The following is a 19,056-nucleotide window of genomic DNA, read 5'->3' on the forward strand; positions in this document are numbered from 1 at the left end:
TGGCAACAATTCTAGCAATTAGGGCAAGTATTGATCCATCGAGTTATTGTTGTTGGCTCGTAAATATGACCTGATGCCTCAACTATTGGTTTTGTCTCTGGATTGGTGAAGATGTCGTATAAAACATTTTCAGGACCTTCGAACATAACGGTTGCTCGTTTGGGATCGTCCTTGCATTGGCCAATATAAAAAGTCTTCACACCCATCTCCTTGAACATTGCTTGTTGTTCAGGAGCCTTCATATACGTGCAATATTCTTCAAATGTGTTGCTCAACTTGAAGTCTAAAACTGTGATTTCAGTTGCCATTGAGTAAGAAAATTTTAGAAATTAAACCACAGCCTATCTACTTGACTGTTGAAAGAACAACAAAAAGAATCATGATAATGAAAATACCTTTTTAAGTAGAAATGGTTTTAATGAGATTGATCAAGGCTGATAAACGTTTAGCCGAGCGTATTCAGAAAAAATTAAATTTCAGCAACTATCAAATGTTTTGCCTTAGTTGGGCAATCGGATTAGTAATGGGATTAGCTATTGCAATTCTCTTTCTCTGAATCAGTATGGAAAAAGATAATACGTTTAAGTGGTTCGTAATCACTTACTTAGCAATTCCAATTTTTCTCATAATTACTGTTTACGGATATTTAATTCTTAAGTAATGGATGATTATCAAATAGCCTTATTGTTTTCGGTACTCGTTTTAGTTCCAATAGCAGGCTGGAAGATTACTGGCATGGTGAAAAAACTTCAGAGAATGTCCAACAGACAAAATGAAGAGAACGAGAGGCTTACACCCAAACAAAAAGAATTTGTCGATTTTCTTGAGAAGGCCTCAAATCAAACAAAGGAGAAAAACGATGGCTGATGTGAAATTAAACTCTGGATCCGATGATGTTGGGATGAAATTCAAGATCTAGGGATTTCAGTGACCTTTGGTTTAAACACAATAGTCTTTATTTGGTATTTCATCTTCTCAGGTCTTACTTAAAAAGAATCATAATGGGAAAATGAATTTCGCTGATAACTGGGCCCAGGTTGTTGTTGTGATTACGTTATTTAGTTCTAATGGTCGGCTCGTAGACAGCTCCGTTGCATATACCAACTGCAAATGATTCTTTAGTTTTCTTTTCCCAACCCTTTAAATTCTCTTTCTGATCCAACAATTTAACTGTGCTATCTAAGCAGCGATTCCAGTAAGCTGCTTGCCTTGAAACAGGTATTAATTCGATAGCAATACAAGAAACACCTAGAGCTATGACACCGAAAAATGCTTTCTGTAATGATTCACCCATAAATTAACATATTTAATTAGTGGAATTAAAGCGCGCCATCTGAAATTAAGAATCCTTTAGAAGCTTAAAAGTAACTTTATTTAAATCAACAAGATTAGTGGATCTAGATCAGCTAGAAAGGTAGAACAGAAAAGAGAAATTTTATAAATTGTATGGACAAACAAAGGTCAATAGAAATTGCAATTAATTATGCTTTCGAGAACTGAATAATCTCTAATCGAGAAGAAATCAGTCCAAGGGATTCATATTTAACTTCCAAAAAAGTGATTTTGAATAATACAAACGGACGGACACAGGCAGAAATCCCATTAGAAAAAGTTCAGAAACCTGAGGGAGAAAGGGAAGGTCCTTCAATTGCTTCGATAAAAAAATCTAACCCTCCATTCAAAAATCAGACACAGAAAACAAATGTCTATAAATTCGTACCTCATCAAACTGAAGAAGATCTAAAAAAAAGAGCGATCCAATGGGCCGAATCAATGGGCTATCCAGTCCCTACAAAATGGGACGGATGCTTAACTACTTTTTTATCGTAACAGGAGTCTATGCGTATGCAGTCCCTGGATTACTGATACTTTTTTTTTTTGGTATAACGGCAATCAATACGAACGAGATACGAAAGCAGTTGTTGCTAAATGGATTGACGCTGGCAAGCCAGACCCGGGTATAAAATCTAGACCTTTAGAACAATTAGAGAAGACAGAGGAAAAGTCTGACGTTGAGCCCTCAACTGAATCACGATTACAAGAGTTACTTTCCATGAAAGAAAAGGGACTCATCTCTCAGTAGAAATATGAGACTCTTCGCAAAAAAGCTTTAGGTCTTAAAAATGAAACGCCTACAACTTCCAAAAAATTAACTTGCTCGCCTTGCTATCAATATTGCTCTTGTTCTTCTTTGGTGGCTGTTTGCAGCGCTTATTATTTTCTGGGCTTGGATCAGAATAATTGTTTTTTTGATGCAAGCTTTTCTCCTCCATTACCTCATATATATGCAATACAGGGTAAATCATACAGCCCAGCAAAAGTATTTGAATTTACAACTGTCTATCTTCCAATGATATTGGCAACTAGTTACATCTGATGGTGCCTACAAAATCACTATCTAATATCCTATCAAATAAAAGAACTTGGGGACGACTAACACTCAGACCAAGAATTACAAGATCTAAGGAGGATTAGATGAAACGCTTACTACTTCCCCTACTCGCTGCTCTTTCCTCGCCTGCATATTCAGGACAATTAAAATATGGCGTAAAAATTGATCCAATGACAGATCAAAAAAAGATTACCCTAATGCTTTTACCTGAAGATAAGATTGATAATTCAATAGGTGTTCCAAAGTTTACGGCTCTATTTGTTAGGTGCTGGGGTGGATATACGCTCCAACAAGATGGCCAGTATTAGGTCAATTGATAAATCAAGTTTATAAGGTATGGGCACAATGGCGTTTACCTCTCACCAGACGTCCATCTCTAGAGCAACTTTGTAAAGAGAAAGAATTTTGCAAAAGGAATTAGTCGAATATCAACAGTTCCTCATGGGGATTAGCCTCAAAACATAAAAAATCCCCTTCCGTAATTAAAGAGAAGAGGTCTTTTTTATTAGATTTTTTAAAATCAGCCTTAAACAATTCCTGGGATGATCCAGCCAGTGAAACCGTAATTAATAACAGCTGCTAGAAGACCCATCATTGCAAGTCGACCATTCATTATTTCAGCTGTTTTCCAGTAGTTAGTTTCATTATTCATTAGACGAAACCTGGAATAATTTGACCCGTTGTTAGATATGCGCCAATGAGAGCTAAACAGCCAACAGAAGCAGCTAGACCATTGAGTCGTTCAGCAAACACTTTGCCTTCTTCGACTCTTGGAGTTTCAACAGTTGAATTTTTCATTAAACGACACCTGGGATAAGTTGACCTGTTGTTAGGTAGATACCTGTTAGAAGAACGAATGCCATCATGGCTGGTCTTCCGATGCTTCTTTCTAGGATTGTTTTGTTAGATGGTTGCATTGTTGTTGGTTGTTAATGATTTAGAAAATTCCAGGAATGATTTGACCTGTTGTGAAGTAAGCGCCTAGAAGACTGATCATGCCGATCATTGCCCAACGGCCATTTGTCTTTTCTGCTTCTTCTGGATAGCTGGTGTAATCCTCTACTAGCTGAGGCTGTGTTTCACGGCCAAAGATGTTTTGCTTGCCGTACTCAGTGATTACTTGAGATGAAGAAGAAGTTGTCATTACTGGAGTTGTTTCGGTGTGATAAACATAAAGTATTAAATTTGTTAATCAATGATACGGTCGGGTACGGCTTCTTCTAATAACCAACAGAAATAAGTCTCAAATACCAATGACAGCAACTAATTAGAGAGATTTTTTCCATTGATTAGATCTATTGATGACTCTAATAAGTATTAATAGCCCGAACTGGTTAGCCCTACTTCTACCGTCCTACTACAATTGAGAGCTTCTGTTTATAGTTAAACTTCTTTTTCAAACCAGTTAGAACCAACCTTTAGTCATGCTTGCAATCAATAAAACTACTGCTGCAAAGCTAATCGTTCTCTGGAATCTTCCTGCACTACTTTTATTAGTCGGTGCTTATGAAATTGTTACTACCGTGTTTACCTAACTAAAAATGACATCATCTAATAAAAGACCTAAGAATTGGTCCGAATGGAATAACACAAAGCATTTCACTGATTATTCAAGAGATTCAGGCACAGGCAAATTTGTTCGTTTTACGATTGCGGCATTGCTTTTCGTTCCAGTTGGCTTCCTTGCTTATATGACTACTATTTAATAACTAATAATTTCAACGAACAATATTAGAAATAACAAAAGATACGGGAAAGTAATTGCACACAGTATAGCTGCGAAATTATCAATTTTTTATGTATTTCTTTTTATATGATGAGGGGTTAAATTATGACAAGATAAGAAAAAATAATAGCTGCAGAATTGGGGATTAAAGAATTAATGTCAAATATCGACAACTGGGAAGATAACAATGATTGCTTTATTCAATTTCAAAAGCTTGATATTGCACAAACCGAAATTGAGCTTAATTACAAAAATTGGCAGGAGCAAATAGATCTACTAACTTAATCTCTTACTTTTTCATCAAGAATGGTCAGATGGATTTGGAGTATTAAAGCATTTTTTAAATAATTTCAAAATATCTAGTGAATGATTTTTATCAATTTTCTATACTCATACAATTTACTTATATTGTTATAGCAACTTAGCTAGAAAATTTATACCACAATGAAAAATATTGCTCTGCCGTAGAAATTTGAAAAATCGAAGCAGGTTGACTGTTTAAAGGATTCCAAACAATATTACCCGATAAGGAGTAAACATAATGACAGAACATCAACCTATTAGCCAGATTTGATGATCAAACATTGTAGTGCAACTACTACTTTTATTAGGGGTTTCTACACGTCAAGAGTACCATGTAAATGCTTTAGAACTTAGGTGTCCTACAGGAGAATTTATGAAATTGTTTACTCCTTTCAGCATTCCAGAGCCAGAGATGAATGAGCTTTGCCGTATTCAAAAAGCAGCAAAGAAAAAAACAATCAAACATTTTTAGACTTTTAGCTGACACAATGAAATCTCCAAGTTTTTACCTTTCATTTTTTAGTCGTAGACCATTAGAAATGAGTTTGTTTTTTATTTATTGCGGAGCTCTAGCTTGTTTCGTTAGCTCAATTGGTCACTACTAAGAAATTCCATGCACTCTTCTAATGATTTATTTAACAAGCCTTTAGCAATGACTTTATCTTTTATTGTTTGTACTTTTATAGCTGACTCTATTATTGGTAGCTTTGTATGAACATTCCAACTATTAGCTTAAAAAAAACTCTTGAAGTAACAATGAATGATGCTTCAAAGAGACCAATAGAACTTGATGGGCTTGATAAAAAAGTTCCAACAGAAGAGTACGAAGAATGGATTCAAGCAAGTGAGGGGAGTAAAGACCAGCCACACGTTCTTTACGTCAACCAGATAAATATCGAGCAACTGTAGGTTTTAAACAAACAATAATCATGAATGCAGTATCAAAATTGATAAAAGTTCTTGAACATACCCCTAAATCAAATCAGATCGCAGAGCTCATAAAACTCGCTGAGAGCGAATCTTTTGTAGACATAACAAAACAAATTGATCTGCTCACAGGTGTATGGGAACTTAGATGGAGTACTTCTAACTCACCTCTTTTAAATTATTCACCACTTCTAGATAACTTACAGATACTTGAGCCAAAGAGAAGTAGAGGACTAAATTTATTAAGACCAAAAGGTTTTGCAGGAAAGCTATTTTCTACTAACATTCTTGCTAGCTTAGTAATCATTGATCAGAAACGTATAAACGTTAGCTTTAAAAAAGCAGGAATAATAGGTCCAAAATTACTAGGTAAAAAGATTGGTTTCCTATCAGAAATAAAAAAGACTCAAAAAGGTTGGCTAGATACAACTGTATTATCTCCCGACTTACGTATATGCAAAGGTTACAAGGGTACAACTTTTGCGTTGTTAAAAAGAAATGATTTATCACTTACTGAGTTTTTTAATCCTTAGCTTTTGTCGTGTTAAGCGTAAAAAATTGTCGTATAAGCCTCAATCCAAAAGCATGCAGATGCCTTAGAACATATAAGTCATCATTATATCACTATGACTTCAATTCCTACTTATGATTTTCCTTCATTCTCTCCAATCCTAGTTGTAGGTTTTTTAGGGATCGCTGTATCTCTTTACACACTTTATACAGTGAACAAAGCTTATTTCAACTCACCTTTTCGAGGTGAAGTGTGACTTATTTTAATAGAATCACTCTGGAAGAAGTATTAGAGGAAGACCTATTCTTTGATTACAACGAGTAATCAAATCTTCTAGAAGACACTGATTGGTAAAAAACCAATCGACTATGTTCATACTTACTTTTTATTGACAAAAAATAACCAGAAAAATAGTTAAAAGCTAAACATTTCAGATATCCTTCATTGACTTATGATTGGTTATCAATATGCACTATCTATCGTAGTAGCCAAAAACGAAGCCATAAGATAAATACTTTAAAGGATGTTAATTAAAAAAAATTTAGCTATATACAGCGTTAAAACTGGTATCTAATAAAGGTTCCAATAAGAAAGTCCTACTGACAATTAAGCTCTCGGATGTAAATCTGGGAACCTTGTCGTTTCATCTTTAACTCTGTTTGGATTTTCACTATCTGAGTTTCTTGCTGCATTAAAAATTATTAGGAATGGAATAGCTATTGCAAAGAAATAAAAATGCAATAAAAGAAGGTCCCAAGGAACTCCTGAACTTCAATAATCGGGAAAAAACAAGGCAGTCGATAACAGGCTCATATGAAGGAACAATTTATTTTTTTTTATAGACTAAAAGGATTCTGAACAATTCGTGGGATATTTTGCTTATTAGTCCTACAGAATTGAGAAGGCGTTGAATAATTAGAAAACCCTACTAACTAGCCAAAAAGAATTAATACTCATTTATTTTCTGTTAGTAGACAAATGCTAATGAGCGTGTCCAATATGGATATGCAGATCCTCACTTCGACTATGGATTCTCACAAAGAAACACATAAATATGCCTTTGAGCTAGTAAAGGCTTCAAGAGAAATGCCAATCGATTGTGCAGAAAAGCAACCTCATATTCAAGAAATAAGAGAGGAATATCTACAAAAATCTTTGAGATTAAGAACTAATAAAAAGTTTAGATAGAGAGGCTTAAATTTAAAATTTGTTCTCAACTTAGTTTTTTAAATAATAATATTTTGGATTATTATTCAAGTCTCTCCACAGGCACGCCATTACATATAAAAAAGCAGCAGAAGCAATTAGAAAAAATATAGAAGTCATATTAAGCCTAAACTCCCAGCAGTAAAACCAACTGTACAGAAAAAAATAAACTCAATTAAATCTCTACTTGCTGTTGGAATTGAATTTAGTGCGACGTTAATACGTTGATCCATTTAAACTTGTATTCACACGCTTGATAATCTAAAAGAAAAAAATTAAAAACGTACCCACTTAAATGTAGGGTTTCCGGGTATTAGTTAGACTTATAAGTATGATTCTTTAAGTTTCATAGAATTACCATATTTAGTTAGCTAGCAAAAAGGTTATGCTTAAACATGACCTAGCCAATATTACTTAGGTAATGAAATTGATATGGAAGAGTGCTAGTGATACTAAACACGATCAAGAACATTCCTGTTTTATCTAAACGCTTCATGTAAATTTTATTTTTATTCTAAAATTAAAAAATAAGAACTGTGATGTTCTAGAAAACTATTTTTTGTATAAATTGATTGTGAAGTTAACCAGCAAAACCTTGAACGATTCCTCCTGCCAATCCATTCAGTAATACCAATACGAACCACACACCGCCAAGAGCTTCTATTTTCCTTATGTTTGAATTTCTATTATCCTCTGGGCTATCTTGAGTCATGTAAAAGACTGGAACACCTACAACTAGAAGTAAAGATGAGAACAAAAGTGCATTAGCGAGAATGTCTGCAAGGATGGCCATTTGTCAATCATACAAAGGTTATTTTGGAAGCCGAAGTAATTTTATTTCTAGCACTAAGAATGTCCCAATGAAAACTATACGGGATAAACACATATTCACATTAATGACATAGCTACTAAATTTGATGAGATTGAATTAATGATTATTAAATAACTACTAAATCTGTCCCACCAACCAAGAATAAAAATTAGATAGAGCTCAACAATTATTTCCTTATTTCCTTATTTCCTTATTTCCTTATTTTATTTCAAAATTTACTCCGTTGCAGTTTAAGCCGCTGCACTGAAGCTTGAATAAGAGTGATAAAACGAAATGATGAAAACTTGGGATAGCTTTATCTAAACAAATAAAGAATATCAACATAGAAACCATAGTCATTGATAGATATTGCATCCAATGGATCCCAATGGCATCTAAACCATCGTTATTAAATTGTTTTATTTCCATAGTTTTATCTAACCCTAACCCAAGAGCAATTTCAGAGTGGCTTTGGTTAAGCGTAATTTTAAATAAAGCTTATTTAGTGGATCTTTCAAATCAAGCAATTTTCCATAATATTCTTCGCAATGCTGAGGGGATTCATAATCCATTGTTAAGTCCTATGCGATTACTGAAGATCCGGTTTCAAAAGCACCCACCAAAAGAAGTAATGCTGGAAGATTCCATAGAACAAAAACTTTTAAGGCAGCTGATTTATAAGTAGCAGCAGTCATGTTTAATTGGAGTCTGATTGATTTATCAGTAAACCGATTACTTGATTCACTGGTTCATACACTTTAAAGAAACTAACCGTTAAGCCGTTGTTCGGTTTAGGTAGGGCTAACCAGTTCGGGTGGTGAGGGAATAATTACTGAGGACTATCTAAGAAACCGTACTTGAAGTTCATTTCAGTTGTTTTGCTTGGCTTGCTAACTTAAGTAGACGTTCGCTCCATCTTGTGGGGTGCATTAAATGGAAGTATGGAACGGGATTTCCAGTAATCAAAAAAAGTCATGAACTGTTTAGTTCTAACTAAAAAGAGAATCAAAAAAGCAGAGAGGCTTCATGCTGCTCAACTTGCAACCTTTAAAAAAGGAGTATTCACTTCTTACAAATCTTCTATTTTTGAGGATAGACAAAAGAAAGCTAGTGAAGAAGTCGCAGCAATGGATCCTTAATTCATAATCCATTGCTGATAGTTGAAACATAGGGAGCAATTAGCTCCTTTTTTAATTAAATAAAAGTTGGCCTATTGACATTCCTAACACGAATCTAGACTTTTTCTTTGCTTTAACTGAAGTCAATGAGGTCATCAATTTAAAAAAGTATTTGGGTAGCCTTATCAGACTTTTTTAAAATCTTAAGAGCCTCTTTTCTTGAAGTAAAAGCATCCGCTTTATCTTGAAGTTTTAAAAGCTGGCGTGTGTTTCTCCAGGTTCATCCAATATTGGATAAAAACCAAGACAACTAACTAACAACTTTAGGCCCTGATCGAGGAAAGCCGACTCGTAAGGTTCTCTAATTTGCATTTTTTGAATTTTTGCAATAGAAAACCCCTTCTTAAAAAAAGGGGGTTTTTACTTTGATAGCTACTTAAAGCTCCAAATGGGATTCTTTAAGTGACTTGGTTAAGCCCGGTATGTAGTAGGAAATGCAGAGCTTAGATTTGTTTATCAAGGAAATCGGAGGACTACCTTTAATAAATTTGCGAGCAAAGGGACAGGATTTCACTGACTGTTCCCTTCTCTGACTAGAGCTTGAAAGCAAAGTGTCTTTGGTAGAAGTTACTAGCTCTCGCGTGGACAACTAAAAAAGAATTTCTTTAAAACTGATGTTCGGTTGAGGTAGGGCTTTCCTACTCCCTTCTTACTAATAAGAGGTGTAGTGAGGAGGGTCTATGAAACTCTTTGCTCCTTTCACCATTCCTCAAAAAAACAATTGTGATCTTTGTAGGATTGAAAAGAATAAGCAAAAAGTAGTTGAGAATCCATTCATAAATCGACTATTTAAAAATCTCTACAAGCAAAGATTCGATTTCGTATTCGACTAACCGCGTTCTTCAGTTGAAAGGCTAAACTCAAACTATCAAGTTAAGACTTAGCTCTGCTAACAACCGCTAGCTCAGGTTAAACATAAGAAAGCCTCCCCTAATAAGGAGACTTTCATTTTGTATTTGGCTGAATATTTAATCGACTCAAAACCAAATACCCACAAAGATCAATTATTAGAAGAAAAAAAAATTAGTAGTACGATCATTGGATAATCGTTCATGATTATTTCTCTCTATTTTTTCTGATCAATGGGTTCTTTGGAAAGAAAAAAGTTACTAAACGACCAAAGAAAAAGCTTCCAAGCAAAATGAATCCACTACCACCAACATAAATAAGTAGGTTTGCTTTAGTAGAGGTAGCGAAAATCGGAATCATGACAACAGCATTTCAAATAACCAAGTTAAAGTTCACTCAGTTCGTATTCAAAAAACAAAAGTCAAAAAGAAATATTTTAAAATTTGCTGGATAGTTATTCCAAGCCAATTCTCTTAGTTCATCTAATTCGTCTTCCGTCATTCTTTTCATATTTGCGTAGACGTAAAGAGCATCATCAATTTCCTTAGAGACATTTTCTTTAAGAGAAAATGTACCATCAGTTTTATTAGGGACAAAAGCTTCTTGAAAAGTGTTAAAGAAGTCGATCTTTTGAATATCCGTTTTACATTCTTTTGCTAATTTGACGAACTTTGATTTGTTGTTCAAATCGATCACTTAATAGAAGTATGAGAAAGAATCAAATGAAGTTCTAATGGCGTTAAATCAGTATTTTCTATTCCCCATAGTTCTCCTTTGTCTGAAGCTTCAATAATTGATTCGTAAAAATCAGCAGAGAATTTTGGCATTATTGGATTAAAAAAAAACAGTTAATGAGGTGAATAATGTTTAGCGAGAAAAGGAAGATACTATGCAGTACAGCTTCCTTAACTCTAATTGATTCACTACTACAGGAACCAATCTCAAATCAGCATAACTTGAAGCTTTTAAGAAAAATAGTTCGGTCGAGGTAGGGCTAACTAGTTACGGTTTACTTTTTAAGATCATTACTTATTCAAATAATTGTTGAGGTCACAGTTAGAAAATTCTCCTTTTAATATCGTTTTTTTAACAGATAAGCATGGGAGAAGCCAAAAGAAGAAGAGAACTGGGATTACCTCCAAAGTCAAAAAAAGAGAAGAAAACAAAGACCAACGAAAAACAGTTCTCATGGTCACAATTCTCGATTAACAAACTAAAGAATCAGTATCCGGCAGCTCCTTTTGTGACTACTGCTTTGGTTTTAATAGTTTTGCAATGGGGTTTCTCGCTAAATAGCTGAATACCTAAATGGAATTCTTTGATGAGTTCGAAATAATTGGTGGAATCATTCCTAATTTGATTGGGTTAGCGGTTTTCTGCGGTGTGATTATTTATTTTGATCAAACCAGAAAAGCAAAAGTCAGACTAGGAGAGAAAGTACCTCCTCATCAATAAAAATGATTCTTTTAGCCAAAGCTCAAATTATTGGTGGCATCGTTCCCAATCTGATTGCTTTTGGGTTATTTCTTGGAGCGATTGGATACTTTGCCTTAACAGGCAAAATGGCTGAGATGTTCGGCTGGAAAAACAAGAAATAAAGCTACCACTAGCGAGTAAACACTCAGGAGATCCCAGTCCTACTCACCATTTAAGAGAGACAGGCTGGAAAGCCTGTCTATGACTGATCGAGGCGACAGGATTCGAACCTGCGACCTAGTGCTCCCAAAGGACAAGGTGGTAAAACTGAGACAAACCAATTTTTTAGTCTGCAACTGGAATTATGTCAGTCAAATCAACGTGTATGAGACTAACTATTGATCAAAGTATTAGCATGTTAGAACATATTCAAAGAATCTAGCTACCCCCTAGCTACCCCTTCTGCTTCCCAGTACCAAAATGAAACCTTTTGCTCTGGCAATAGTCTGCTTATCTTGCTCTCTCTTAAATCCTGTTTTGAGTCATGGGGGAAATAGTGATTGCTCGGAAGAATGTGAAAGCATGTACTGTCCCCCCGAGGAGTCAAAGAAAGAGAAGAAAGATAGTTGAACAAAAATGCCAGCAAAAAGATCAACAGAAGATTGGGTTGAAAGTGTTAGAACTTTTCTTAGAGATGAACTTGGAACAAATTGGCAAATAGTAAAAAACAAGGGGAAGGCAATGTTAGGGATCAGATTTGATGATGGCAGTAGAACTTATAAATATCTTCCCTATCGCTGGGAGAGGGCAAATCAAGGAAAAATCAGACAATTTGTAGAAGATGTTCACAAGCTTCACATAGGTAAGAAGTTTCCAATAGATGAAGCGTTTACTCAAGTTAAAAGTTCAGTTCCAACTATTGATGAACCACGAAAGCCAAGTGATCCTCAATTAATTCTGAAAGCTTGGGAAGAATATGGAGAGTACAAAGTTGTTACTACTGGAAAAATTAAACCAACTACATGGAAAGCTGAATATCAAAAGAAAGTTGAATGGAGATTGAGACAGGTTGCTGATTCTTCTAATGCAAGAAAACTCTTTGCCAACATCATCAAACTAAAAAATACAAAAGGTACAATCCAACCCGCTGGGAGTGTCGCAAGAAAAAGAACTCTAGAAACTGTTCAAAGTTTTCTTAAATGGGCTAGTGGATCAAAATCCAATTACATTTTGTCAGAGGATTTCATACCACCTGATGAGATAGAGGATTACATAGGCCAAAAGTCTGCAAGATTACTCGCAAAACAAAATGCACCAACACCAACTCTTACGGATGAAGAGATTGATGAAGTGATAGCAGCATGTCGAGTTGATACTCCAGAAAATCCAATTAGAGACGGGTTTAACGAGGCCAAGAGACTTAACCAAGCTAAGTGGCAATTTTGTATCCAACTTTGTGCTACATACGGTCTAAGGCCATGTGAAGCCTCCTACACATACTTAGAGGTCAGGGGCAAGATCAAAAAATATGTTTATTGCAGTTACGTCAAAAGGACAGGTAAAGGTGCATCACCTACTGGAAGATTATGGAGTTTTGAAGATCGAGAGAAAAAGTGGAATTTGATTGAAAGACTTGAGAAGAAAGAACCTTTGCCAGATCTTGTGAAGGTAGTTGGAAGAGATGAAGATGGAAATGAAATTATTGAATCGCAAGCTGGTGATAAGTGGAAGAACTTTTTAAGATTTAATTCTGCTTGGTTGAAATTGGAACAGCAATACCCAAATTTAGTTCCTTATGTATGGCGGCATAGCTATGCAAGAAAAGCTCACATGAAGTTCAAGCTATCTGTTCCCGAAGTGGCATTTCTGATGAGACATAGTGTTAATGTTCACAATCGTAACTATTGGCAATTTGTCACAGATGACAATATTGAGGTGTCAGTAGAGGCTGCAATAGCAGAGGCAGAGAAAAGGGCAAAGTATGAAGTTATTACTTAGATTTAATTACTTATTCTCTGACAGAAATTTTACAAGATCTTTAATACTTGATAGGAAAAGTTAAATTGCAATTTCTCAAGAGTTTAAAGAATGGATTAATGGAGAAACCCAAGGGGAAAATATTTTTATCTTGGATAATATAATCAAATAATTAGTCCTCTACGTGAAGCTTTTTTTGGATGGTTGTTAAAGGATTGTATAGATAAATTATAAGTATTTTGTTGTTTTTATTTTTTCAGATTATTTTTATAGGCTTTATAAGCCAACAGTGGTGCGGTGTATAAAGTCGTCAATAGAATGGGAGTTACAGGGATTGCCGTTAAAATAATGAATGACTGTAATGCATCAATACTGGTTTGCCCACTGCTATCTGATCCAATTCTTAAAAGTGATATTGTCAACAATCCTATTAAAATAGCCCAAAACAACCTTTGTTTCTTGGGAGGCACTTCTTCACCACTTAAGACAATCGCTGCTGCGTAGCTAATCGAATCAGCACTTGTCGACATAAACAAAATAATCAACAGTAGTCCAACGAAAATAAGAAGTTTGGATATTGGCAAATTGTTCAAAATAGCAAAAAATACTGCAGCAGAACCACCAGCATTAAATTCAGAAGTTATGAGACCGGGATTATCCAACTCTAAATAGATACCATTCCCCCCCAGAATCATGAACCATAAATTTGTTATTAATGGACAAGCAACTGCTACCACTATCACAAGTTCCCTTATACTTCTACCTTTGCTTATTCCTGCAGTGAACAAACCCATCAAGGGTGCATAACCCAAAAACCATCCCCAATAAAATATTGTCCACCCTTGAACCCAAGAATCATTTTGGTCAGGAAGCGACATCATAGGAAAGTTTTTAAGATATAGACTCATACTTGAAGCAAAATGCTTGAAAATCCAAAGTGTTGGACCTAGTAATGTCAATGAAAGTGCCAAAATTATTGTCAGCCAAATGTTTAATTTTGAGAGGAATTTGATACCTCTTTGTATACCGCTAACAGTGGAGATAGAGAAAATTATTGTCAAAGAAATTACTATGCCTACCTGTAAAAGCAAAGAATCTGAAACCCAGGTCAATCGTCCTGCAGCATTACTAAGTTGCAAGCTCAAAAATCCAAGTGGTCCAACAGTACCGGCAATGGCTGCGACGACACATAATCCATCTGCAAAGTCTCCTATTAAACCATTGGAGAATTTTTCTGAACTTAAAGGAATTAATAAACTTCTCGGTCTTAGAGAAAAACCTTTTTGAGATAAAAGAGAAAAAGTTATTGCGATTGTTGAACCTACTAAAGCCCAAGCCAAAAAACCCCAATGTAGAAAACTTACTGCAAAAGCTTGATCGATTGCAGATTTCGTATTCCCCTCATATTGTGAGAAATATGTTGCGGGTGTCAGGAAGTGAATTAGAGGCTCAGCTGCGGACCAAAAGACACCGCCGCCTGCAAGTAAAGTACAAATTAAAACTGAGCACCATTCAAAAATACCTAATGAGGGTCTAGAATTTTCTCCACCAAGTTTTATTGATCCAATTGGACTTATTGCTAAACAAATAGCTACTACGAATATACTTACTACCATCCATAACCAGATTCCACCAAGCCTATTAAGAGCAAATTGCTTAGCAACTTCTGTTATGTTTTTAGCTATGTTTAAGTCTATTTGAGCAAGAATAATAAATATCAGTAAGGGTAAGGCTGCAACAATTAGAGACATATTTTTCTTGAATAACAAAAATATGTTGTTGTTTTGATGATGATTCATTTATTTGATCAGGAAAAACTTAAGGTAAAATCAACATGATTTAATTGATAGTCGAGCGGTCTTTACTCCAACAACTAATATCGGCTAAGGGAGGATTTTTGATTGCTAAATTTGCAAGCGATTCACCTATGAGTGGAGCAAACTTGTAAGCCTGTCCAGAACCACCGCTAAAAATACAAATATTCTCAGATAAGCGGTCAAGAATAAAATTTACATCTTTAGTCATAGAATATGGACTCATAAATTTATCAAAACGTTTCTTTATACCCTTTATATTCTCATAAATAAAGTCGTCCAGAAAATTAATGAGTTTATCAGGTGGTATTGATGGAAATGAGTCAGAATCATTCAAAGTTAATTCTGGTAGTGTCCAATCTAATCCGACTTTTATTAAAGGGGCACCGCCAGGGGTATAACTTAATACTGGAAATCCATAATAAAGACCACCGTCAACACCTCTAGACTTCTGAAAACAAAACCATTGAGGATAATCTACAGCATATTTCTCTTCAACTACGTAATGTCCCCATAACATAGGCCATATTTTATAATTGAGAGAATAACCAATAGACTCTAATAGTTTATTAGTCCACATGCCAGCTGTAATTATAATTTGATCACATCTTATTGATCTATCTTTAATATTAACCAATACTCTATTTGGATCTATGGATTCAACTTTAATATTTTCAACTATTTGATGACCCTTATTTAAGGCATTTCTCACCCAAAAATCAATTGCATCTTCACAATTAATTGAACCTGCCATGGGTTCGAATAGTCCTGTAAAATTTTCTTTTGCTTTCAGAGGAAATCTATTATTTATTTTCTTATAATCTAATTCTTCAAAAGGTATATTTTGCTCTTCCATTACTTTTTTTGCTCCTGGGATTGATCCTTCAATTGTCTCTTCATCCCAGCTTTCACCATAAAATAGTAGTCCATGATGAGTCTGTAATTTTTTACCTGAGAGAGATTCATCCTCTCTCCACAATCTGTTCGAGTGCTTTGATAATTGACAAAGTTGCAAATCAGAATACATTTCTCTAAACATTCTAGATCGACCGAAGCTACTAGATTTTTTATGACTAATAGTATTAGCCTCCATAATCAAAACGTCTTCTATTCCGATTTTTGCTAACGCGGAGGCACAGCTCAGGCCAGCCATGCCAGCACCGATAATTATGATTTGATATTTATCTTTAATAAACTTGGTTTCTCTCATTTTCACCTCTTAGAAAAACTTAAGCCAATAGGTTGACTCGATTTCATTTCAATTATTTTTTCAATGATGTTCTCAACAGATAGACCTTTTTCCTTAAGGTTCAAGAAAATTGAGGTGTGGTCAAACACGCATCCTTTTACAAACTTATATATTTCATTAGGGTCAGAGTCATTCCATGAGTCTGGATCAAACAATTCAATAGAATCTGCGATAACAGCGCCAGCATTGACTATTGGATCTGGAATTACGACAATATTTTTTTCCCACAAAATATTTATATTTGAAGGATTTGAAAAAGGTGCATTTGCTGCAGGAATCACTGCATGAGCTCCAAGCGACTTTACAATATTTTTAGTGAGTAGGCCTGATATTGAACATGGGATTAAAACGTCAAAATTCTCATTCCACCATTCTGAAGATGCATCTAAAGCTAATGCTCCATCAATATTGCTTTTAACTGGATCAATATCAACAGTCAAAACCTTCCATGACATTTCAATCAATAATTCAGCAACAACGCGCCCAACAGCACCGCAGCCATGAACTAAAGCTGTTTTCTGTTTTCTGTTTTGAGATTTTAAACTTTTTTGGTAAGCATCTAATGCACCAATAACACCGTATGCTGTTGCTGTACTAGCATCAATATCACTACCAACAGCAGCCAAAACATGAGGGGTTAGTTGTTGAAGTTGCTCCATATCATTAATGGTGGTATTCAAATCACACCCTGTAATCATTTTCCCATTTAGAGACTCAAGTAATTCAGCAGTAATTGTTATTAATTTTCGTTTTATTGATATGGGATTATTTGCTCTTGCAACAACTTTGCCTCCAGAGAAACCAGTAGAGTAGATATCGTGTTTATATTTCATAAGATTCGCCAACCTTAATCCGTCATTAATGCATTCTTCATCTGATGGATAACATAACAACCTCAGACCACCATTCGCTGGCTTGTTTTCTTGTATTTTTTCACCAACAATAAAAACTGATAAATCATCTGATTTATGCTCAGCAAGAATACATAATTCTTTACTTGAAGATATCTCATTGACCATGACTATACCTTCTCTATGACAAGATGATGTTCTACATAATCAAGACTCCAATTGTCTGGATTTTTATGAATTCTTTCTTTAAGTCTTTGATATAAAAGATTAACAGGATTTAAATCAGAAATATTTGTTTTTTTTATTGCAGATTTAAAGCTATGCATACTCCAACTTCTTATTGTCTCCATTAGTTGTGTTGAAAACAATTCATCATCTTTGTTTTTTAGCCATCTATCTTTATATGGACAATCAATATAGACGGTTCTCTCTTTTACCAACCTTAATCCAGATTTATACGCACTTGACCCTTTGTTTATCAAAGGCGAAATAAATTCATCTGGTGATTTATAAAAATTCTGAACAGTACCTGCTTCGTATTCTTGAGAATCAATTATTTTTTCTTGCAAAAGTTCATACCATATTTCATGTATTTGATCGTGAACATTTAATGTTTTACCACCGTTATTCCCCAGGTAATTATTATTTGAATCTCTTGATAAATTAACAGCCAAAAATTTTCCTCCTTTAATTAATTCATTACTTCTTTGCATCAAAATTAATTCCCAGTCTGCTAATGCCTGGTTACGGAATTTTTCGAAATTTTCATTATCACTACTTGCTTGAATATGAGTATGATTTTTTAATTCCAAATGTCGACTAAGCCAATGCATCGCTGTAGCTGAGAAACCAAAACTAACACTGCCTGAAGACGACAATTGATCGTAAAAGCTTCTTGCACAAAGATATGTATTGATATTTTTATCAATTTCGTATTGATAATTTAATGAATTTACTAATGCTTGATTGTCATTTGTGGGAAGATCATTCCCAATAAGAGTCAATTCCGATCTAGGAAATATAATCTTAGCTTTTGAAAGTAGCGCACTCCAGAAATCTCTGGCAGTTCCCCCATCTGCAGCACCGTAATCAATAAATACATGTCGATCTAATTTTGGAAGGGAGGAAACGCAATCAAGCGCCCAGTCTTTGGCAGCTTCAATGCACAACATAGCCCCCTCTGTCTGCTCGCTATAACCTGCAGCCATGGATATGGACATTGAATCTAAAGAAAATATAAAGAAAATATAGTGAAACTTTTTTTAGGGTGTGAGTCTTTCGCTTGTAAAAGCCTTTGGAGCTGAATTAAAGAATTCTTGGATAGCTCTCTTAGCCCCCACACTAGCCCTATCCATAAAGCCTTTTAAAATAAAATTTGTTTTTCACAGGAGAACTTCAAAGTGATTTTTGAAAAGGTATTTAATAAAAATGATTAATCTGGCTGGTCTCATTTGATATGACCTAAAAAACGCAGGCAAGTTGGAAAGCCCTACTTCAACCGAACCACAGTAATTAAAAAGCTACTTTTAAGGTTTACATATCGAGAGCGAGTAACTGGGTTCAAGGCTGTGTTGCGTTCAAGCTCTAGAAAGAGAAGGGGACAGTCGCCGAAATCCTGTCCCTTAGCTCTACAACTCAGAAAAAGTAGGTCTCCACTTTTTTGAGAATTTGAAGGGGTGGAATGTTCAACTTTTTCCCTTCAGAATCTTCCTCACACAATTTTTAGCTAACCCTCTATCTTGAGGGTCTTTTTTTGTCTAAATATCTATTACTGAGGGACTACTGCCCTCCACTCCTTATATGACAACGTATCCTCCTTTACTACAGAAACTTTTATAACTCGTTA

Annotated in this window: 27 protein-coding genes; 14 read left to right on the forward strand and 13 right to left on the reverse strand. The window is 35.0% G+C overall.

The genetic code is table 11. The features are described 5' to 3' along the window. Window positions 1-11 precede the first annotated feature (11 nt). A complete protein-coding gene (locus AC6EI2_RS03575) occupies window positions 12-308 on the reverse strand; it encodes a DUF3764 family protein (protein WP_498463036.1) in 297 nt (98 codons plus the stop codon). A gap of 352 nt (window positions 309-660) precedes the next feature. Between AC6EI2_RS03575 and AC6EI2_RS03580 the strand changes: the two genes are divergently transcribed. Next, entirely contained in the window at window positions 661-867 is a 207-nt protein-coding gene (locus tag AC6EI2_RS03580; RefSeq protein ID WP_498463037.1) for a hypothetical protein, read from the forward strand. A gap of 187 nt (window positions 868-1,054) precedes the next feature. Here the strand turns inward: AC6EI2_RS03580 and AC6EI2_RS03585 are convergent, their stop codons facing one another. Next, window positions 1,055-1,294 carry a hypothetical protein gene (locus AC6EI2_RS03585; protein WP_498463038.1) on the reverse strand — a complete coding sequence of 80 codons (240 nt, stop codon included), beginning with the start codon at window positions 1,292-1,294 and terminating at the stop codon, window positions 1,055-1,057. A gap of 269 nt (window positions 1,295-1,563) precedes the next feature. On the opposite strand from AC6EI2_RS03585, the gene AC6EI2_RS03590 reads away from it, so the two are divergent. Next, a complete protein-coding gene (locus AC6EI2_RS03590; protein ID WP_498463039.1) occupies window positions 1,564-1,830 on the forward strand; it encodes a hypothetical protein in 267 nt (88 codons plus the stop codon). A 645-nt stretch (window positions 1,831-2,475) separates the two neighbouring features. Continuing rightward, complete coding sequence (locus AC6EI2_RS03595) at window positions 2,476-2,700, forward strand: hypothetical protein (protein WP_498463040.1); 225 nt, start codon at window positions 2,476-2,478, stop codon at window positions 2,698-2,700. A 218-nt stretch (window positions 2,701-2,918) separates the two neighbouring features. Here the strand turns inward: AC6EI2_RS03595 and AC6EI2_RS03600 are convergent, their stop codons facing one another. The 4 genes from AC6EI2_RS03600 to AC6EI2_RS03615 are packed head-to-tail and all read right to left on the reverse strand — an operon-like array spanning window position 2,919 to window position 3,536. Next, window positions 2,919-3,044, reverse strand: coding sequence for a high light inducible protein (locus AC6EI2_RS03600; protein WP_498463002.1), 126 nt, complete (start codon window positions 3,042-3,044; stop codon window positions 2,919-2,921). Next, the gene (locus AC6EI2_RS03605) at window positions 3,044-3,190 is read right to left on the reverse strand and encodes a high light inducible protein (protein WP_498463041.1); all 147 of its coding nucleotides are present in this window, start codon (window positions 3,188-3,190) and stop codon (window positions 3,044-3,046) included. The genes AC6EI2_RS03600 and AC6EI2_RS03605 overlap by 1 nt, the downstream gene beginning before the upstream one ends. Continuing rightward, window positions 3,190-3,309, reverse strand: coding sequence for a high light inducible protein (locus AC6EI2_RS03610; RefSeq protein WP_011294968.1), 120 nt, complete (start codon window positions 3,307-3,309; stop codon window positions 3,190-3,192). Before AC6EI2_RS03610 ends, AC6EI2_RS03605 begins: the two co-directional genes overlap by 1 nt. Window positions 3,310-3,329: 20 nt before the next feature. Beyond that, window positions 3,330-3,536, reverse strand: coding sequence for a high light inducible protein (locus tag AC6EI2_RS03615; RefSeq protein WP_498463042.1), 207 nt, complete (start codon window positions 3,534-3,536; stop codon window positions 3,330-3,332). Window positions 3,537-3,933: 397 nt separating this feature from the next. Here AC6EI2_RS03615 and AC6EI2_RS03620 point away from each other — a divergent pair, with 397 nt between their 5' ends. The 5 genes from AC6EI2_RS03620 (at window position 3,934) to AC6EI2_RS03640 (ending at window position 7,047) form a co-directional block, all read left to right on the forward strand. Next, window positions 3,934-4,098, forward strand: a complete 165-nt coding sequence (locus AC6EI2_RS03620; RefSeq protein ID WP_498463043.1) for a hypothetical protein — start codon at window positions 3,934-3,936, stop codon at window positions 4,096-4,098. A 609-nt stretch (window positions 4,099-4,707) separates the two neighbouring features. Beyond that, the gene (locus tag AC6EI2_RS03625) at window positions 4,708-4,893 is read left to right on the forward strand and encodes a hypothetical protein (protein WP_498463044.1); all 186 of its coding nucleotides are present in this window, start codon (window positions 4,708-4,710) and stop codon (window positions 4,891-4,893) included. 239 nt (window positions 4,894-5,132) lie between these two features. Then, window positions 5,133-5,330, forward strand: coding sequence for a hypothetical protein (locus tag AC6EI2_RS03630; protein ID WP_498463045.1), 198 nt, complete (start codon window positions 5,133-5,135; stop codon window positions 5,328-5,330). A gap of 20 nt (window positions 5,331-5,350) precedes the next feature. After that, window positions 5,351-5,881 carry a PAP/fibrillin family protein gene (locus AC6EI2_RS03635; protein ID WP_498463046.1) on the forward strand — a complete coding sequence of 177 codons (531 nt, stop codon included), beginning with the start codon at window positions 5,351-5,353 and terminating at the stop codon, window positions 5,879-5,881. Between the two features lie 983 nt (window positions 5,882-6,864). Next, on the forward strand, window positions 6,865-7,047 hold the full coding sequence (locus tag AC6EI2_RS03640) for a hypothetical protein (protein WP_498463047.1): 183 nt from the start codon (window positions 6,865-6,867) through the stop codon (window positions 7,045-7,047). A gap of 598 nt (window positions 7,048-7,645) precedes the next feature. Here the strand turns inward: AC6EI2_RS03640 and psbZ are convergent. Then, complete coding sequence (gene psbZ, locus AC6EI2_RS03645; protein ID WP_498463048.1) at window positions 7,646-7,858, reverse strand: photosystem II reaction center protein PsbZ; 213 nt, start codon at window positions 7,856-7,858, stop codon at window positions 7,646-7,648. 406 nt (window positions 7,859-8,264) lie between these two features. Between psbZ and AC6EI2_RS03650 the strand changes: the two genes are divergently transcribed. Together AC6EI2_RS03650 and AC6EI2_RS03655 are read left to right on the forward strand one after the other, a co-directional pair. Then, window positions 8,265-8,561 (forward strand): hypothetical protein, encoded by a 297-nt coding sequence (locus AC6EI2_RS03650; RefSeq protein ID WP_498463049.1) that lies wholly within the window; start codon window positions 8,265-8,267, stop codon window positions 8,559-8,561. 289 nt (window positions 8,562-8,850) lie between these two features. Continuing rightward, the gene (locus AC6EI2_RS03655; protein ID WP_498463050.1) at window positions 8,851-9,015 is read left to right on the forward strand and encodes a hypothetical protein; all 165 of its coding nucleotides are present in this window, start codon (window positions 8,851-8,853) and stop codon (window positions 9,013-9,015) included. A 1,284-nt stretch (window positions 9,016-10,299) separates the two neighbouring features. On the opposite strand, the gene AC6EI2_RS03660 is transcribed toward AC6EI2_RS03655, so the two are convergent. Both AC6EI2_RS03660 and AC6EI2_RS03665 read right to left on the reverse strand, forming a co-directional pair. Then, window positions 10,300-10,590 (reverse strand): hypothetical protein, encoded by a 291-nt coding sequence (locus AC6EI2_RS03660; RefSeq protein WP_498463051.1) that lies wholly within the window; start codon window positions 10,588-10,590, stop codon window positions 10,300-10,302. Window positions 10,591-10,595: 5 nt separating this feature from the next. Beyond that, complete coding sequence (locus tag AC6EI2_RS03665; protein WP_498463052.1) at window positions 10,596-10,730, reverse strand: hypothetical protein; 135 nt, start codon at window positions 10,728-10,730, stop codon at window positions 10,596-10,598. A 272-nt stretch (window positions 10,731-11,002) separates the two neighbouring features. Between AC6EI2_RS03665 and AC6EI2_RS03670 the strand changes: the two genes are divergently transcribed. The 4 genes from AC6EI2_RS03670 to AC6EI2_RS03685 all read left to right on the forward strand — a co-directional run bounded on the left by AC6EI2_RS03670 (window position 11,003) and on the right by AC6EI2_RS03685 (window position 13,317). Beyond that, window positions 11,003-11,203: a hypothetical protein gene (locus AC6EI2_RS03670; RefSeq protein WP_498463053.1), complete on the forward strand. Its 201-nt coding sequence runs from the start codon at window positions 11,003-11,005 to the stop codon at window positions 11,201-11,203. Between the two features lie 8 nt (window positions 11,204-11,211). After that, window positions 11,212-11,358: a hypothetical protein gene (locus AC6EI2_RS03675; RefSeq protein WP_498463054.1), complete on the forward strand. Its 147-nt coding sequence runs from the start codon at window positions 11,212-11,214 to the stop codon at window positions 11,356-11,358. A gap of 2 nt (window positions 11,359-11,360) precedes the next feature. Next, window positions 11,361-11,501, forward strand: a complete 141-nt coding sequence (locus tag AC6EI2_RS03680; protein WP_498463055.1) for a hypothetical protein — start codon at window positions 11,361-11,363, stop codon at window positions 11,499-11,501. Between the two features lie 454 nt (window positions 11,502-11,955). Further along, a complete protein-coding gene (locus tag AC6EI2_RS03685; RefSeq protein WP_498463056.1) occupies window positions 11,956-13,317 on the forward strand; it encodes a hypothetical protein in 1,362 nt (453 codons plus the stop codon). A 227-nt stretch (window positions 13,318-13,544) separates the two neighbouring features. Here the strand turns inward: AC6EI2_RS03685 and AC6EI2_RS03690 are convergent, their stop codons facing one another. The 4 genes from AC6EI2_RS03690 to AC6EI2_RS03705 all read right to left on the reverse strand — a co-directional run bounded on the left by AC6EI2_RS03690 (window position 13,545) and on the right by AC6EI2_RS03705 (window position 18,430). Beyond that, complete coding sequence (locus tag AC6EI2_RS03690) at window positions 13,545-15,047, reverse strand: BCCT family transporter (RefSeq protein ID WP_498463057.1); 1,503 nt, start codon at window positions 15,045-15,047, stop codon at window positions 13,545-13,547. 88 nt (window positions 15,048-15,135) lie between these two features. Then, entirely contained in the window at window positions 15,136-16,320 is a 1,185-nt protein-coding gene (locus AC6EI2_RS03695; protein WP_498463058.1) for an FAD-dependent oxidoreductase, read from the reverse strand. A gap of 2 nt (window positions 16,321-16,322) precedes the next feature. Continuing rightward, window positions 16,323-17,378: a Glu/Leu/Phe/Val dehydrogenase dimerization domain-containing protein gene (locus AC6EI2_RS03700; RefSeq protein WP_498463059.1), complete on the reverse strand. Its 1,056-nt coding sequence runs from the start codon at window positions 17,376-17,378 to the stop codon at window positions 16,323-16,325. Between the two features lie 2 nt (window positions 17,379-17,380). Next, entirely contained in the window at window positions 17,381-18,430 is a 1,050-nt protein-coding gene (locus AC6EI2_RS03705; RefSeq protein ID WP_498463060.1) for a class I SAM-dependent methyltransferase, read from the reverse strand. Between the last annotated feature and the right edge of the window lie 626 nt (window positions 18,431-19,056).

It is taken from the genome of Prochlorococcus sp. MIT2302 (assembly GCF_059772385.1).

Excerpts from the sequence above, each read along its gene's own strand:
- AC6EI2_RS03575 (WP_498463036.1), bottom strand. The coding sequence starts at position 308 with ATGGCAACTGAAATCACAGTTTTAGACTTCAAGTTGAGCAACACATTT.
- AC6EI2_RS03580 (WP_498463037.1), top strand. The coding sequence starts at position 661 with ATGGATGATTATCAAATAGCCTTATTGTTTTCGGTACTCGTTTTAGTT.
- AC6EI2_RS03585 (WP_498463038.1), bottom strand. The coding sequence starts at position 1,294 with ATGGGTGAATCATTACAGAAAGCATTTTTCGGTGTCATAGCTCTAGGT.
- AC6EI2_RS03595 (WP_498463040.1), top strand. The coding sequence starts at position 2,476 with ATGAAACGCTTACTACTTCCCCTACTCGCTGCTCTTTCCTCGCCTGCA.
- AC6EI2_RS03600 (WP_498463002.1), bottom strand. The coding sequence starts at position 3,044 with ATGAATAATGAAACTAACTACTGGAAAACAGCTGAAATAATGAATGGT.
- AC6EI2_RS03605 (WP_498463041.1), bottom strand. The coding sequence starts at position 3,190 with ATGAAAAATTCAACTGTTGAAACTCCAAGAGTCGAAGAAGGCAAAGTG.
- AC6EI2_RS03610 (WP_011294968.1), bottom strand. The coding sequence starts at position 3,309 with ATGCAACCATCTAACAAAACAATCCTAGAAAGAAGCATCGGAAGACCA.
- AC6EI2_RS03615 (WP_498463042.1), bottom strand. The coding sequence starts at position 3,536 with ATGACAACTTCTTCTTCATCTCAAGTAATCACTGAGTACGGCAAGCAA.
- AC6EI2_RS03620 (WP_498463043.1), top strand. The coding sequence starts at position 3,934 with ATGACATCATCTAATAAAAGACCTAAGAATTGGTCCGAATGGAATAAC.
- AC6EI2_RS03630 (WP_498463045.1), top strand. The coding sequence starts at position 5,133 with ATGAACATTCCAACTATTAGCTTAAAAAAAACTCTTGAAGTAACAATG.
- AC6EI2_RS03635 (WP_498463046.1), top strand. The coding sequence starts at position 5,351 with ATGAATGCAGTATCAAAATTGATAAAAGTTCTTGAACATACCCCTAAA.
- AC6EI2_RS03640 (WP_498463047.1), top strand. The coding sequence starts at position 6,865 with ATGCAGATCCTCACTTCGACTATGGATTCTCACAAAGAAACACATAAA.
- psbZ (WP_498463048.1), bottom strand. The coding sequence starts at position 7,858 with ATGGCCATCCTTGCAGACATTCTCGCTAATGCACTTTTGTTCTCATCT.
- AC6EI2_RS03650 (WP_498463049.1), top strand. The coding sequence starts at position 8,265 with ATGGCATCTAAACCATCGTTATTAAATTGTTTTATTTCCATAGTTTTA.
- AC6EI2_RS03655 (WP_498463050.1), top strand. The coding sequence starts at position 8,851 with ATGAACTGTTTAGTTCTAACTAAAAAGAGAATCAAAAAAGCAGAGAGG.
- AC6EI2_RS03665 (WP_498463052.1), bottom strand. The coding sequence starts at position 10,730 with ATGCCAAAATTCTCTGCTGATTTTTACGAATCAATTATTGAAGCTTCA.
- AC6EI2_RS03670 (WP_498463053.1), top strand. The coding sequence starts at position 11,003 with ATGGGAGAAGCCAAAAGAAGAAGAGAACTGGGATTACCTCCAAAGTCA.
- AC6EI2_RS03675 (WP_498463054.1), top strand. The coding sequence starts at position 11,212 with ATGGAATTCTTTGATGAGTTCGAAATAATTGGTGGAATCATTCCTAAT.
- AC6EI2_RS03680 (WP_498463055.1), top strand. The coding sequence starts at position 11,361 with ATGATTCTTTTAGCCAAAGCTCAAATTATTGGTGGCATCGTTCCCAAT.
- AC6EI2_RS03685 (WP_498463056.1), top strand. The coding sequence starts at position 11,956 with ATGCCAGCAAAAAGATCAACAGAAGATTGGGTTGAAAGTGTTAGAACT.
- AC6EI2_RS03690 (WP_498463057.1), bottom strand. The coding sequence starts at position 15,047 with ATGTCTCTAATTGTTGCAGCCTTACCCTTACTGATATTTATTATTCTT.
- AC6EI2_RS03695 (WP_498463058.1), bottom strand. The coding sequence starts at position 16,320 with ATGAGAGAAACCAAGTTTATTAAAGATAAATATCAAATCATAATTATC.
- AC6EI2_RS03700 (WP_498463059.1), bottom strand. The coding sequence starts at position 17,378 with ATGGTCAATGAGATATCTTCAAGTAAAGAATTATGTATTCTTGCTGAG.
- AC6EI2_RS03705 (WP_498463060.1), bottom strand. The coding sequence starts at position 18,430 with ATGTCCATATCCATGGCTGCAGGTTATAGCGAGCAGACAGAGGGGGCT.